7 protein-coding genes are annotated in these 15,519 nt (G+C 72.0%); 5 read left to right on the forward strand and 2 right to left on the reverse strand.

Annotated elements, in window-relative coordinates:
* Nucleotides 1-246 precede the first annotated feature (246 nt).
* Both ACFW5B_RS11940 and ACFW5B_RS11945 read right to left on the reverse strand, forming a co-directional pair.
* Complete coding sequence (locus ACFW5B_RS11940; RefSeq protein WP_386437105.1) at nt 247-3,027, reverse strand: AAA family ATPase; 2,781 nt, start codon at nt 3,025-3,027, stop codon at nt 247-249.
* A gap of 3 nt (nt 3,028-3,030) precedes the next feature.
* Nucleotides 3,031-5,604: an AAA family ATPase gene (locus ACFW5B_RS11945; RefSeq protein WP_386437108.1), complete on the reverse strand. Its 2,574-nt coding sequence runs from the start codon at nt 5,602-5,604 to the stop codon at nt 3,031-3,033.
* Nucleotides 5,605-6,350: 746 nt separating this feature from the next.
* On the opposite strand from ACFW5B_RS11945, the gene ACFW5B_RS11950 reads away from it, so the two are divergent.
* The 5 genes from ACFW5B_RS11950 (at nt 6,351) to ACFW5B_RS11970 (ending at nt 15,328) form a co-directional block, all read left to right on the forward strand.
* Complete coding sequence (locus ACFW5B_RS11950; RefSeq protein WP_386437110.1) at nt 6,351-7,160, forward strand: 2OG-Fe(II) oxygenase; 810 nt, start codon at nt 6,351-6,353, stop codon at nt 7,158-7,160.
* Between the two features lie 52 nt (nt 7,161-7,212).
* Nucleotides 7,213-11,517 (forward strand): amino acid adenylation domain-containing protein, encoded by a 4,305-nt coding sequence (locus ACFW5B_RS11955; protein ID WP_386437113.1) that lies wholly within the window; start codon nt 7,213-7,215, stop codon nt 11,515-11,517.
* Between the two features lie 16 nt (nt 11,518-11,533).
* Nucleotides 11,534-12,292, forward strand: a complete 759-nt coding sequence (locus tag ACFW5B_RS11960) for an SDR family oxidoreductase (RefSeq protein WP_386437116.1) — start codon at nt 11,534-11,536, stop codon at nt 12,290-12,292.
* Between the two features lie 78 nt (nt 12,293-12,370).
* The gene (locus ACFW5B_RS11965) at nt 12,371-13,948 is read left to right on the forward strand and encodes a class I adenylate-forming enzyme family protein (RefSeq protein ID WP_386437119.1); all 1,578 of its coding nucleotides are present in this window, start codon (nt 12,371-12,373) and stop codon (nt 13,946-13,948) included.
* 75 nt (nt 13,949-14,023) lie between these two features.
* Nucleotides 14,024-15,328 carry a 3-deoxy-7-phosphoheptulonate synthase gene (locus ACFW5B_RS11970; protein ID WP_386437123.1) on the forward strand — a complete coding sequence of 435 codons (1,305 nt, stop codon included), beginning with the start codon at nt 14,024-14,026 and terminating at the stop codon, nt 15,326-15,328.
* Nucleotides 15,329-15,519 lie beyond the last annotated feature (191 nt).

Genomic DNA, 15,519 nt, shown 5'->3' on the forward strand with positions numbered 1-15,519 from the left:
TCCCGTGACATTGCCATCGCATGAAAAAGCATGTCAAGGCATGCAAGGTTCACCGGGTCCTGTTCTCGGCTAAGACTGCGGTGCCCAGGTGCGGTGGTTCGGTGCGCATTGCGGTCCCGTATGCTGGGGCTTTCCGGGTACCGTTCGGTAGCCTACAAATGTTCACCGGTAACTTACGAATGTTCACCTTCGGGTTCCGAGTGCCCGGCCCCGGAGCGGACTGCCGGAGTATGCGGACGGGAAGCTTTAAAGGGTTCCGTCCATTCCCATGGCCCCCGCCAGTTGTTCCCGGCCGGCAATAGAGAATTTGCGGTAGGAGTTGGTGAGGTGTCTTTCCACGGCCCGTAGACTCGTTTCGAGGTCCATGGCGATCTCCCGGTTGCTGAGACCGCGCGCCGCGCGTTCCGCCACTCTCGTCTCGGCCGGGGTGAGTCCGGCCGCGAGCGCCCGCGCCGGGCGGGTCGTGGCGCCGTGCCCCGTAGCAGCCGGCGCATTCAGTAATTCGGCGGCCATTCGGCGCCCACGCCTGAGTATCCGGTCGCCCTCCGGGACCGACTCCCGTTGCAGGCGCCTGCCCAATTCGGTGAGGGCATGGGCCAACTCCAGTCGGCTGCCCTGGGTTTCGACCGTGTCGACGGCCTGCCGCAGCAACGCGACGCCCGGCGCGCCGTCGGTGACGACGCCGAGCAGCCGCAGAGCGCGGCTCAGAGCGGTCGGCGCTCCCCAGCGAACGGCGCGTTCGTGATGGCTCCGCGCCACCGCGAGGGCCTGCGCGGAACGGCCCATCCGGTGCTGGACCAGCGCGGCCCGCACCTGCCAGTGGGCGAACGCGGGATTCACCCAGCCGGCGCGTTCCAGGACGCGTCCGCAGTCCAGATAGTGCGCCAGCGCCACCGGCAGATCTCCCCGCGCCTCCGCCAGCATGCCGTTGAGCGCCCCGTGCAGGGTGAACAGCCGCAGGTCGGTGGGGGGTTCGGCGAGGTCGAGCAGCTGGCCGGCGAGTTCGCCGTCGCCCAGTTCGAGCGCGACGAAGCCCAGGGGGACGGCGGCGTGCACCCTGTCCCCGGCCGGCGTGCCCTCACCCAGCGCGAGTGCGCGGCCGCCGCACTCCCGGGCCAGACCGGCCTCGCCTCGCGCCGCCTGGGTCAGACTGCGCATCGCCTCGATCCGGGACAGCATCGCGCGGTTGCCCTCCTGCGCGGTGTGCAGGTGCGCGGCGTCCAGCCAGGACGCGGCGAGGTGCGGGCTGTCCGCGCTGGAGAGCACCGGGGGCAGCAGTTCGAGCACCAGGCCGGACAGCGCGGTGTGCGCGGGCTCCTCCTCCAGGAGCTGCCGGGCCGTGCCGGCCACGGTGCCGTGGTCGGTCTGTCCGCCCATGGCCGCCGTGAACACGAGGACGGTGCGCAGTTCACGTTCGGCCGACGAGGCGCCGTGGTGCCGCGCGCCGAGTTCGTGCAGTCGGCGCGCCGCCGACGCCACCAGACCGGGGTCTTCGAGGCCGGCGTACCGGGCCCTGGCCTCCAGCCGCATCGCGAGGTACCCGCCCTGCCGGTCGGTCTCCCGCGGCGTGCCGAAACGGGCGGCCGTCTCCCGGACGAGGGCGGCGACCTCGGGATCGCTGCGCACGATGTCCATCGGCGTGCTGGAGACGACCTCGGCGCGCCGCCGCAGCCGGGGCATGAGCCGCGCGGCCTGCACGAAACAACGGCCCGCGACCGGGGACCCAAGGTCCAGCTCGGTGACCCCGAGTTCGTAGAGCAACTCGGCGCGGACATGGCCGGCGGCGGACACCTCGGCCAGGGCACGGCTGAGGTAGCGCACGGCGGCCCCGGGCGCGCCCCGGCGCCGGGCGGCCGCCGCCGCGGCGCGCAACTGGTGGATCTCCCACAGGTCGTCCAGCCGGTCGACGTGCAACAGCGGCAGGGCGACCTCCTCCGGTCCGGCACCACACGCGTCGAGCACGGCGGAGGCCTCCCGGTGGCGGCGCGAGCTCTCCTCGTCCCCCATGGCCTGCAGGACGACGGCGCGGGCCGCGCGCGCGTGGGCGGCCTCACCCTCATCGTCCGACCGCGGCCACGCGTGGGCGAGGGCCTCGCGGGCCTGCTCGCACTGCACCGGGCTCAGCCCCGCGAGCCGCGCGACGAGATCGTCGCCGACGTGGTCGGGGAGCACGGCCACGGCCTTCAGGAAGGAGTCCAGGACGGGTTCGCGGCGCAGCAGCGACCGCAGCCGCTCACGGCGCAGGGACTCGCCGAGCGCGCGCAGCCGCGGTGTGTCCCAGTGGGGTGCGCCCAGCCGTCTGAGCCGGGCCCGGCCGCACAGCGTCCTCAGGTCCTTGGGCCGGCCCCCGGTGACGTCGTGACAGGTCCGGGCGAACTCGTCCGGGCAGCCCGGCCCGAAGTGGCGGGCCACCAGCTCTGCCGTGGCCCGGCGCGACAGACCGCGGGCCCGGACCCGGTGGGTGGCGGCGGCGGCGATCTCGCCGACGAGCGGACTCCGCGCGCCGGGGCCGTCCTTGCGGACCACGGCCAGCAGCAGGCGCAGTCCGTCGAGGCGGGCGGCGAGGTGGGCGAGCGCCTCCAGCGAGGCGTCGTCGACCCAGCCCAGGTCGTCGACGGTGAGCACCACGGTGCGCTCGGCGCTCAGGCCGGCGAACAGGAGGTGCACCCAGTGGAGCGTGTCGGCGCGGACGGCGGCGCCGCTCTCGACGCCCGGCCCCGAGGGGCCCGGGCCGGCGGCGACGGGCGGCGGGGCGGCCGGCGGCGCGGCGGGCAGGTCGCGTCCGGCGACCAGCGGGAGCACGAGATGGCGCAGCACACCGAAGGAGACGGCGCGTTCGCCAGAGGTGCCGGTGGAGCGCAGTACCAGGTCACCGGCCGCCGTCGCCCGGTCGGCCAGTTGGTTGAGCAGCGCCGTGGTGCCGGTGCCGGCGCCGCCCTCGACAAGGACGAGGGCTCCGGTGCCCGACCGGGCGTGGGCCATCGCCTCGTCCAGGACGGCGAGTTCCTTCTCGCGCTCCAGCAGCACGGATCAGCCGTCCTGCTGCCGGGCTCGCAGGTGGGCGACGAGGGCGACGCGCCCCTTGACGCCGAGCTTGCGGTAGACGTGCGTGAGCCGTAACTCGACGGTGCGGGTGGCCAGGCCAAGCCGCCGGGAGATCTCACGGTTGGCCAGCCCCTCGACGACGAGGGCGGCCACATCCCGCTCGGAGGGCGTGAGAAGGTCCGGCTCCGGGCCGGTCCCGTCGGACGCCGTAGGGGGTCTTTCACCGTCCTGCGTCCAGGGGATCTCGACGCCCTGCACCGCCAGCGCCTCGTACGTGCGGGCACGCAGCGTCGTGAAGGCGTTCGCCGTTCCCCAACGCTCCGCGGCGGCACGCTCGTTGGCGAGGAGTTCGGCCGCCGTGCCGGGGGCGCCGAGGAGATGGTGGGCGACGGCCGCGACTCCGCGCCATGGGAAGAGCATCGGGTTGCGCCAGCGCTCGGCGCGCAGCATGCGGCCGCATTCCTCGAGCAACAGCAGGGCCCGGGCGGTCTCCCCGTCGATGAGGGCGAGTTCGGCGCGCGCGTACAGCAGGAACGCCGTGGTGACGCTGTGGCCCTCGGACCGGCTCGGGGCGCGTTCCGAGGTGCGCCGGGCCTCCGCCACGCGGCCGCAGCGGATGAGGACGAGGATCTCGGCGGCGGCGAGCCGAGGTGCCAGGAGGCTGTGCCACGAGGCGGGCGGGAGGGCCCGCGTGGCGGCGGTCAGATGGCGCAGCGCCTCCTCGCCGCGGCCGAGGCGCACCTCCGCTTCGGCGCGACAGAGCAGCGCTTGGGCGACCGCCGCGAGGGCGTTGTCGCGGCGGGCGTCCGCGACGACGGCGTCGAGGCGGTCGAGGGCGGTGGGCACGTCGTCCGCGCACAGCAGGGCCCGGACCGCTGCCGTGCGGCACATGAGCGGTACGGACGCGGGCGCGTCCAGCGCCGCGCGGGCGAGGTCGACAGCCTGGGCCCGGTCTTCGCCGCGGGTGGCGAGGGTCCAGGCGTGCACGGCGGACTGGGCCGGGTGTCCGGGGCGGTCGAAGTGCACGGGCGGCGGGGCGACGAGCGGCAGGCCGCCCTTCTCCTTGTGGGCGAGCCGGCCGAGGGCGCGCAGGCGGTGCAGGTCGTCGTCGGGGATCTTGGTGAGGGCCCGCTGGTGCACGTCGGCGATCACCCAGCGGGCGGTCTCGGCGTCGCCGCGGCTGAGCAGCAGATCGGCGGCGCTGAGCACGTGCGGCCAGGTCGCGCGGCTGAGGTGGCGCAGCATCACCTGGCGCAGTCGGCCGTCCGAGGCCTGGGGGGCGGTGACGGCCTCGGCGGCGGCCAGCCGGAGGAGGCGCCGGGCCCGCTCGGTCTCGGTCACCGGCTCGGACAGTGCGTGCCTGAGGGTCGCGGTGACGAGGTCGGCGGCGTGCCGCAGGGGCGGGGCGGCGGCGATGTCCGAGGCGTTCCACAGGCGCACGAGCGCGGTGACGTCGCCGGGTAACCCGGCGCCGGTTCCGACGCGGTCGCCCTCCTGCCCCTGCAGCAGGGCGGCACGACGGTGCAGACGGTCCCGCTCGGGTCCGGTCATGCCCGCCACCACCTCGTCGGCGAACCAGGGGTGACGCAGCCGGGGGGTGTCGGTGTCGGCGAGGAGTCCGCAGGACCGAAGGGCGTCCACGGCGTCGGTGAAGGCGGTGACGTCGAGACCGGCCAGGGACGCGAGCCGGGCGGACTCCGCCCGGTGGCCGCTGACGGCGGTGGCGCGCAGCAGGGCGACGCCGTTCCCGGGCAATCCGTGCACGGCGGTCAGGGCGCGGCCGGCCCAGGTGGTGCGGGCGGCGGCGATGAGCTGCGGCACTGCATCGGCATCCAGGGGGCGGCCGAGGGCAACGATCCGGTCGGCCACGGCGTGCAGGACGGCGGGGGACCAGCCGGCGACGTCGGCCACCGTGAGCACGAACCGCTCCACGGGGTGGCCGATGCGGGACTCGACCAGCCCTCGCGCCTCGGTGGCGGTGAGCGGGGCGAGGCGCAGGGTGTGCACCGTGCAGGGACCCGCCGGCTGCGCCCCGGCCGCTCGGAGGACCTGTCGGACGGGCACGGGGGAGGTGACGACGGCGAGGACAGCGCCCTGACGGGCACGGTGGATGAGGTCGACGAGCCGCCGCAGGGAGTGGGGGTCGGCGAGGTGCAGGTCGTCAACGGCCAGCAGCACGGGCCGTCCCCTCCACCGCGCCAGGAGGGTGTCGCACATACGGGCAACGGTGTCCGTGGGCCGGAGGGTGGGGCCGATACCGGAGGCGAGGGCACCGATCCGGGACGGGCGGCACAGGGTGCCCAGCAGTTGGGTGATGGCGCCGTAGGGGAGCTGGGACTCGCGCGGTGAGCAGCGGGCGACACCGACGGCGAGACCGGAGGCACGGGCCCGGTCCACGACCCGGTCGAGGACGGCGCTGCGGCCGGAGCCCACGGGGCCGGTGACGACGGCGATGCCCGGGACGCCGTCGTGCAGCCGGCTGACGAGTCCGTCGAGGGTGTCCATTACGGCCTGCCGGCCGACGAGTTGAGCGGGGACGGTGGCGGGCCTGGTGGTCATGAGCGGCCCTGGGGGGGTCGTGGCACGCACACCGTGGGGGGCGGTGGGGGGTGGATCGGCGAGCCGCGGACGGTTTCGCATGCGCACCTCTCGTCTGACGCAGGCGGGGTGACCTGCTCTTCCTTCGATCCGGAGAGTAGAGCCTCCAACCGCCGTTGCGCGTTCCGGGAGGGATCTCTGAGCTTTTCTTGAGGTTACTGAGGAATCAACATGTGTCTCCAACCCGGGGCGGCGGCTGACGGGAGGAGCCGTCCGCCGCGAGGGCGAAGCCGTAGCCCTCCAGAAGTGAGCGGACGGGCAACGCTTGCCCATGCGCCGTGCCCCACGCCCCATGAGGAGAATTCGAATGGGGAATTACCTGAAACGCAATGCATCGCTCCCTAGTGGTTTCCCTAGTCCCCCTTGCCACATCGTTGACACGGCCGGGAGAGGTCACCCAGACTCAAATCCCGTACCGCCACTGGATTCCAGAGATTTCACTGCACGGCGAAGTGGAGCAGGAGGCGAAGAGATGTGATGACGCATCCGCAACAGCTTCACCGCATTGACGAGTGTTCAGTGGTTCATTCAAGCGGTCCACCTCGCCGTTCGCCGACCGACCGTGCCGTTGCGGCCGGCGAATTCCGTTCATTCCGATCCGTACTTATCTCGCCATCAATACCGGCCCGGATGAGCGCGAAATCGAGTTCCGAGCACGGTCACGCCTTCGCGCCAGCCCTTTCCCATCCACCGAGAGGAAGCCATCCGTGACCACTCATCCCGATGTCATACGGTCCGCGACAAGCACGGTCGCGCACGAACTCACCACGGAAACGCTGCTCCAGCTGGCCAACCGCGAGATCGCCGTGATCCACGTGCGCGGCTATTACCCGGCCGAGGTCGCGGCCGAGGTCGCCAAAAAGGCGATCCATCACCAGGAACTCGGCCATTACCACAAGCAGCACACCAGCAGCGTCGGCCGTGTCTACATGCCCCACATCGATACCAAGTGGGACGAGGGGCTGACGAAGAAATACCACGAGCAGGCACTCCCGGCGATCGAAGACGTCCGCTCGATGTTCCATCCCTACATGGCGCCGGTGGACCGCATCCGGCTGGAGCTGCAGGAGTTGTGGCCGGCGGGCGCCAACCTGCTGCGCCTGCGGGGCCGGACCTGCTTCGTCGGTGCCCTCCGCGTCTTCCAGCCGAACACCTCGGAGTTCTGGCCGCACAGCGACCAGATCGATCAGGAGACCGACGCCCCCGAGATCGAGGGTGTGCTCAACCAACTCGTTGCCAACATCTACTTGGAGTCCGCGGAGGAGGGCGGCGATCTCCAGCTCTGGTTGCGTGAGCCCACTCCGGACGAGAAGGAGCGGATCCTTGAGGTCGAGGGCCTGGAGCCGGACTCCATCGAGAAGCCGGTGCTGCAGATCCACCCGGAGGCCGGGGACCTCATTCTCATCAGCCCCCGTCAGTTGCATGCGGTGACGCCGGCCAAGGACGGACACCGGGTCGGTGCCAGCGCCTTCATCGTCACCAAGGGCCCGCAGGAACCGCTCCTGTTCTGGAGCTGACGCCCACCACCAGCCACCCGGCCACGAGTCGACACACAGAGGACGGCAGTAGATGCTCCCGGCTCAGGTCCGAGCGCACGCGAAGGCTCACCCGAACCGCACGGCTGTTGCCATGGGTCACGATCGTCTGACCTACGCACAGCTCGACGTCTGGGTCTCCCGGCTGGCCCGCCGTCTGCGCCACCGAGGCATCGGCCGCGGACACCTCGTCGGCGTACACCTGGACCGTACGCCTGCGGCCGTCGCCGCGCTCCTGGCTGCGCTCTCCGCCGGTGCGGCATACACCGTGGTCGACCTGGCCGATCCAATCTCCGAGGGGGCGGGCCGTCTCGCCGCGGCCCGCCCCGACCTGGTATTCGGTGCGGCACCGTACCTCGACGAACTACGTCGACACGGTCTCGACGTCGTCGACGTCCATGAGCACACCCCCGGGGAGGATGCCGGCGATCCCCCTGAGGGGGACCTGACCAGCCCAGCAGCGCAGGACACCGCGTATGTGCTGCACACGTCCGGCTCGACCGGGGTGCCCAAGGGCGTCATGGTCACGCACGCCAACGTCAGGCACTACACCGAGTCCTTGCTCGAACGCCTCGGCATCTCCGAGCCGCTCCGGTACGCCCACGTCACCACGCTCGCCGCCGACCTCGGCAACACCTGCGTCTTCCTCGCCCTGTGGACCGGCGGCACCCTGCATCTGGTGGACGACGCCACCCGGCGCGACCCCGCGGGTCTGCTCCGCTATCTGCAGGCGGAAGGCATCGACGTCCTCAAGACCACGCCCTCGCACTGGAGCGTCCTGTTCCAGGCTCACGGGCTCGACGACGCCACCCGGCCAAGGCTCCGGCATCTGTTGCTCGGCGGCGAGCTCCTGACCCTGCCGCTGGCCCGCAGAGTCATCGCTTCCGGCATCACCGCCACACTGGTCAACCATTACGGCCCGACCGAGGCGACGGTCGGCGTCTCCGTCCACCTCCTCACTTCCACGGCCGACCTCGACGCCCTGGGCGACGCGGCGTCGGTACCGATCGGCCGCCCGCTCGGTGCGAACCGGCTCTTCGTCCGCACACCGGACGGAGCCTTCCATGAGCGCGAGGCGACCGGCGAGCTGTACGTCGTCGGCGCTTCGGTCGCACTCGGCTATCGCGGCGCCCCGGAGGCCACTGCGGCGGCGTTCACCGAGGACGTGGCCGTGCGGCATCCCGGTGTCGGCGTGGCCTATCGCACCGGCGACCGGGTCCGGGCCGACTCCCACGGTGTGCTGGAGTTCCTCGGCCGCGGCGACCGTCAGGTCAAGGTGCGCGGCCACCGCGTGGAACTCGGCCACGTCGAAGCGGAGTTGCGACGGATGCCCGGCGTCACCGACGCCCTCGCGATGCTGCTGCCCGGCGCGCAGGACCGGCTGGTTGCCGTGGTCAGCGCGCCTGGTACCCACGGGAGTTCGGCGTCTCTCCGGGCCCGGGCCCGGGAAGTGCTGCCTTCGTACATGGTCCCGGACCGGATCGACGTGCTCAGCGCCTTCCCACGGACCGGAAACGGCAAGACCGACCTCGCGGCGCTGCGTCAGCTGGCCGAGGACGGCCCCACCGAGCGCCGAAGCACCCCTGCCTCGGAGGATCCGCTCCTCGATGAGGTGTTGACGGCTTGGCGGCGCCAACTCGGTCACGATGACTTCACCCCGCACGACGACTTCTCGTCGGCCGGCGGCAACTCCATCGACGCCATCCAGGTGATCGCGGACCTGCAGTCCCGCGGCCATCGGGTATCCGCCGCCGGCTTCCTGGCCGAACCCACAGCAGCGGCCCTGGCCGCCCGTCTACGGGCGGGCGCCGCGGGCGAGGGCCCCGAGGCCACGGACCGCCCGGTGGTCCCCGTCCCGGCCGGGGACACCGCGCTGTCCCCCGCCCAGGAGTGGTTCTTCCGGCAGCACTTCCCCCAGCCCGACCAGTGGAACCAGGCGTTGCTGCTGGACGCCGACCCGCCCGTCCGGCCGGAGATCATGGCCGCCGCGGTGGCCGACGTGGTGCGACTGCATCCGTTGCTCCGCACCGCTTTCCGCCCCGGACCGAACGGTGTCCGCCGCGTGCTCACCGAGCCCGGCACTCCGTTCACCAGCTCCACCCTGCCGACCGCCGCCGGGGAGGCGGAACGGCACATCGAGGAGACCGCCACCGCCTGCCAGCAGAGGATCCGGATCGCGGACGGCACCCTGTTGCAGGCCCATCTGTTCCTCGGCACGGAACGGAGCCACCTGTTACTGGTGGCCCACCACCTGTGCGTCGACGCCGTCTCCTGGCGCATCGTGACCAGCGACCTGGCCCACTGCTACGCCGAACGGCTGCGCGGCGGAGCCCCGTCGCTCGCTCCCGCACCCACCGACTTCGGCGACTGGGCGGCCCACCTGCGTGCCCAGGCCCCCGTCCTGGCCGACGACCTCGAATTCTGGGGCGACGTCGCCACCTCGCCCCCAGCCCCTGCCGCCATCGGCCACAACCGCGAGGGCGAGGCCGAGACGATCTGGTTCCGCCTGTCCCGCGCCCAGACCGAGGCGCTGCATCACACCGGTCTGCCCCCTCATGCCCTCCTGCTCGGCGCTTTCGCCCAAGCACTGGCCACCGCGCGCGGCACCGACGAGGTCGTGGTGGATATCGAGAGCCATGGACGACTCCCCCTTGACGAGGCCCTCGACGTCTCCCGCGTGGTGGGCTGGTTCACCTCCACCTTTCCGCTCCGCATCGCTGCCGTCGCCGACGACATGACGGCTACGGTCAAGGCCGCTGAGGCCGCGCTGGCGGAGGTGCCCCGGCTCGGCGTCGCCTACGGGCTCCACGGTCAGCCACAGCGCGCCGACGTGTGCTTCAACTACCTGGGCACGCTTGCCCTCCCTCAGGACGACGAGCTGCGGCTGTCGCCCTCACGGTTCCGGCAGGGACCGGTCCGTGGACCGGAGAACGACCGCGGTTACGCCCTCAAGCTCACCGCGCGCCTGCACGACGGCCAGTTGGTCGCCGACTTGTCCCACCCCGCGCGCCCGCACGACTCCGGGCAGTTCACCGACCTGGCACGCGGTACCCGGGCACATCTGCTGGAGGCGGCCGGACTGCCGCCGGAGGAAGGCCAGTTCGTGGTGGAGCCCGGCTCCACCACGGGTCTGCTCGTCCACGTCCCGCGCACGCTGCGCTGCGAACCGCCGGCCGGCGGCGGCCTCGGACGGACCGGCGTGCGTGAGTACGGCACCGTCCTCCTCACCGGGGCCACCGGCTTCATCGGTGCCCACCTCCTGCACCTGCTGCTCACCCGTACCCGCGGCACGATCCACTGCCTGGTCCGCGACCGCGACGGCCGCCCGGCCGCCGAGCGGCTGCGCGAGACGCTCGCCTGGTACCTGCCCGATGGTGACGTCGACCGTTATGCCGACCGGCTCACCGTGCTGACCGGTGACCTCGCCGAGCCCGCGTTCGGCCTGCCTGATCAGGAGTACCAACGGCTGGTCCGCGAGGTCGATGCCGTCTACCACCTCGCCGCCGATACCCGCTTGTTCGGCGACCGCGAGAGCTTCACCCGCCTCAACACCGAACCGGTGCGTGCGGTCGTCGCGTTCGCCTCCACCGGCCGGCCGAAGGACCTGCACTATGTGTCCACTCTCGCGGTCTGCGGTACCGGGCCGGAGGGTGAACCGGCGGTCTTCTCCGAGGAAAGCCTCACCATCGGCCAGCGCTTCCTCAACGAGTACGAGCGCAGCAAGTACGACGCGGAGCGGATCGTCCACGAGTTCGCCGCGGCCGGCGGCGCGGGTTTCGTCTACCGGTCCGGAAACGTGACCGGCCACTCGGTCACCGGCCGCTTCCAGCGCAACGGCGGTGACAGCCGGCTGGTCCAGCTCCTGCGCGCCGCGGTACGGATCGGCCGGGTGCCCGGGGTCGGCGCGCGGACGGTGGCGCTCAGCCCGGTGGATGTGGTGGCTGAGGGCATCCTGGCGATCTCGCGGAGCGAACGGGTCTCCGGCGGCACCTTCCATGTCGACACGCACCACGAGGTGCGCTACGCGGACCTGTTCGCCGCCCTGCGCGAGCTCGGGTTCGTCCTGGAGCCGGACGCGGCCGCCGACTTCGCGCCGCTGTTCGCGGACCATCTGGCCGGCGGCGACGAACAGATCGCTCTGGCGCACTTCTGGGCGAGCCGTCCGGACCGCAATGTGCGCTACGACCACAGTCGCACCCGTCGCCTGCTCGCCCGGCTGGACGTGTCGTTCCCCGCACCGGACCGTTCCTGGCTGCACGTCTGGTTGACCGGCCTGATCGACCAGGGCGAGCTGCCGCACCGGCCGGGTCTGCCCTCTCATGAGCCAGCCGATCGATGAATGACAAGGAATCGACATGACAGACCGACGCATCGCAGTCGTGACCGGGGCCTCGTCGGGGATCGGGCGCGCCGTCGTCCGCCACCTCGCCCATCAGGGCGCCTGCGTGGTGGCCGCCGGGCGGCGCGCCGAACGACTGACGGAACTGGCCCAGGAGCTGCGTACGGCGCCGGGCCGGACGGTACCGGTGGCCGGCGACATCGCACAGCCCGGCCATACCGAGGAACTGCTGGCCGCGGCCGAGCCGGAGTGGGGACCGGCCGACGTGTTCGTCGCTGCCGCCGGGCAGGGCCTGCCCGGCACCGTGCTGGGCTCCGACCCGGAGCGCTGGCAGCAGCTGGTGGAGGTCAACTACCTCGCCATGCTGCGCCAACTCCGCGTGGTGGGTGCCGAGTTCCGCAAGCGCGCGGAGGCCGACGGCGGCGCGCAGGTGCGGGACATCGTGGTCGTCGGCTCGACCGTCGGCCGGCAGGTGTCGGCAGCGAATCCGGTCTACGGCTCGACCAAGTTCGCGGTGCACTCGCTGGTGGAGGCGCTGCGGCAGGAGGTGTGCCGGCACAACATCCGGGTGACGCTGATCGAACCGGGTTTTGTGCGGTCCGGGTTCCAGGAGGCCGCAGGGTACGACGCGGCGTGGTTCGAGGCGATCGCCGAGGAGAACGGGCCGCTGCTGGTCCCGGAGGACGTCGCCGACGTCGTCGGGTACGTGATCGGACGCCCGGCGCATGTCCACCTCGACGACATTCGTCTGCGCCCCACTCGCCAGCGGGCCTGACCGGCCGACCCGGCCCGGCCTCCGCCCGCGGCGGACGGCTCAGGCTCCCCGCCCACCGGATGACGAAAGAGAATCCCGATGTCTCCGAACGAGAATTACGCCCGCCGGGTGCTTGAGGCGTTGGCGTCCGATCCCGACCGGACCGCCCTGTGGCGGGAAGGCGAGGAGTTCACCGCAGGCCAGTTCTCCACGGCGGTTCTCACGGCGGCGGAACGCCTGCGCCATCACTTCACGGAGTACCGAGCTCCGACTGCGGAAGCCAAGCATCCGGTGGTGGCGGTGCTGACCGTCACCAACAGCCCGGCGACCGTCATCCTGCGCTACGCGGCCAACCTCGCCGGGGCCACCCTGGTCCACCTGCAGTCCACGAACGCGGTGGATCCGACCGATCAGATGGCCGCCGCCGCCCGGCAGAAGATCCTCAGCAGGACCGGGGCGAGCTTCCTCGCCGTCGACGAGGAGAACCTCGACGCGGCCCGCGAACTGTGCGACCGGCTGCCCGGACCACCGCGTCTCGCCGCGCTCGGCGCCCTCGGTCCCGATGTGCTGGACCTCTCGTCGGGCGACCCGGACGCCTTCGGCCTCGACGCCGTCGAGGCCGACCCCGAACAGCCGGCCGTGGTGATCTGTACCAGCGGTACCAGCGGCAGCCCCAAGGCCGTCACGATGCCGTACCGCGTCCGCAGTCTCTACCTCGACGTGGGCCTCAAGGTGGGCTTCCGGTCCCCGGAGCCCCTCGTGTACCTGTCGACCCTTCCGGTGAGCAACTCCAGCGGCACCGTCGTCGACCTGGCGCTCGCCTCCGGCGGAACGGTCGTCCTGCACGACGGCTTCGAGGCGGGCGCGGTGCTGCGGGCCGTGGCACGGCACCGCGTCTCCACGCTGACGATCACCCCGCCCCAGCTGTACATGCTGGTCGACCACCCCGACCTCGCCACCACCGACCGGTCGAGCATCAGGAACATCACCTACGTCGGCTCTCCCGCGGCCCCCGCCCGCCTGGCCGAGGCGATCGAGGTGTTCGGCCCGGTGCTGGTCCAGATCTACGGGACCACGGAGACCAGCCCCATCAGCATCCTGACCCCGCCGGACCACCTCGACCCGGAACTCCGCCGGACCGTCGGGCGCCCGGCCGCGGAGATACGCATCCGCGCCCTGGACGACGAACGGGACGTCCCGCCCGGCGAGATCGGCGAGGTCTGTGTGCGGAGCCCGTCCACCATGCTCGGCTACTGGGGCGAACCGGAGCTGACCGCCGTGACCCTCCGCGACGGCTGGGTGCACACCGGCGACCTCGGCTCTCTCGACACGAACGGCTGGCTGCGTCTGCACGGCCGGATGGGCGAGGTGATCAAGACCAACGGCATCAAGGTCCATCCCACGGATGTGGAGAGCGCGCTGCTGACGCATCCGGAGGTCGCCCAGGCCGCGGTGTACTGCGTGGTCGATGACGGCCGCGTGGAGCACCTCCACGCCGCCGTCGTGGTGCGGCCGGGCAGCACCGCCGACTCCGCGACGCTGATCGGTCATGTCGCTGCCGAACTGTCCCCGAAGCACGTACCGGCCGTGGTGACGTTCCATGACGCGCTGCCCCTCACCGGTGCCGGCAAGCCGGACAAGCAGACGCTGGCCGCACGGCACAGCGGTGCGGCATGACACCGGCCGCCGCGCCCGTACCGGCCGAATCCGCGCACGCGGACTCGCTCGTCGACGCGAAACGCCGTGACCGGCATGCGTAAGCCGGCCCTGCAACAACCCGACTGGGACGACCCGTCGCAGGTACGGCGCATCCGGCAGGTACTGGCCGCACGCCCGCCGCTGGTCAGGGCGGAGGACGTGCGCGTGCTGCGGACGCTGCTGGCCCAGGTGGCCCGGGGTGAGGCCCTGGTGGTGCAGGCCGGGGACTGCGCCGAGAACCCGGCTGAGTGCGACGCCGCGTACGTGGCGCGCAAATCCGGGGTGCTCGACCTGCTCGCCGCGACGCTGACGGCCGCCACCCACAAGCCGGTCGTACGGGTCGGACGCATCGCGGGCCAGTTCGCCAAGCCCCGGTCCAGGCCCTTCGAACGGATCGGTGAGCTGGAACTGCCGGTCTACCGGGGTCACATGGTCAACGGCCCGGAGCACGACCCGGAAAGCCGTCGGCACGATCCGCTGCGCCTGCTGACGTCGTACCTCACGGCCTGCGATGTCATGGAGCACCTGGGCTGGCGCGGGCCCGCGGCCGCGGGTCACCGGCCCCTGGCCGAGTCCCGGTTGTGGACGAGCCATGAGGCCCTCGTCCTCGACTACGAAGTGCCCATGATCCGTGAACTGGGTGACGGGCGCCGATGGCTCGGCTCCACGCACTGGCCGTGGATCGGTGAGCGGACCCGCCGGCTGGACGGCGCCCACCTGGACCTCGTCGCCGGGCTCGTCAACCCGGTCGCCGTGAAGGTCGGTCCGACCACCGCCCCGGAGGAGGTCACCGACCTGTGCGAACGGCTCGATCCGCTGCGGGAACCGGGCCGGCTCACTCTCATCGCACGGATGGGCGCCGAGTGGGTGGCCGGCCGGCTGCCCGCGCTCGTGGAGGCGGTCCGGGTGGCCGGCCACCCGGTGATCTGGCTCAGCGACCCCATGCACGGGAACACCGTGACCGGCCCGGACGGACACAAGACCCGCCTGTTGGAGGCCATGGCACGGGAGATCCGGGGATTCCTCCGGGCCGTGACCGACGCCGGCGGCACGGCGGGCGGACTGCACCTGGAGACCACCCCGGACGACGTCCTCGAATGTGCCACGGGCCTCTCCGTGTACGAGGGGAAGGCCGTCCGCCGCACCAGCCTGTGCGACCCCCGGCTCAATCCGGAACAGGCCGTTGCGCTGGTCTCCGTCTGGTCCGGCGGGGACGCCCGGTCCACCGCGTCGGGAGACGGGGTACGCATGGACCGCGAAGCGCAGTCGTTCCCGGGCGGACGGTCGCTGCCCGGGGAGCCGGAGTATCAGGAGTTCGAGACCCTGATCCACTCCACATTGCGGCTCAAACAGATCTAGGGCGGTTTTCCGGATCATTCTGCTGAGGGGGCTGCGGATTTTCCCCGTCGTCAGCAGTGTGCGTTCTCTGCCCTCGAACAGGAAGCGGGTGCCCGGGTGTTGGGCTCGAAATACATCGCCCCCTAGTGGTTTCCCTAGTCCCCATTGCCGCCTCGTTGACACGGCTGGGAGAGACCGCCCAGACTCAAATC

Source organism: Streptomyces sp. NPDC058773, from assembly GCF_042746015.1.
In the GTDB taxonomy this organism is placed as follows: Bacteria; Actinomycetota; Actinomycetes; order Streptomycetales; family Streptomycetaceae; genus Streptomyces.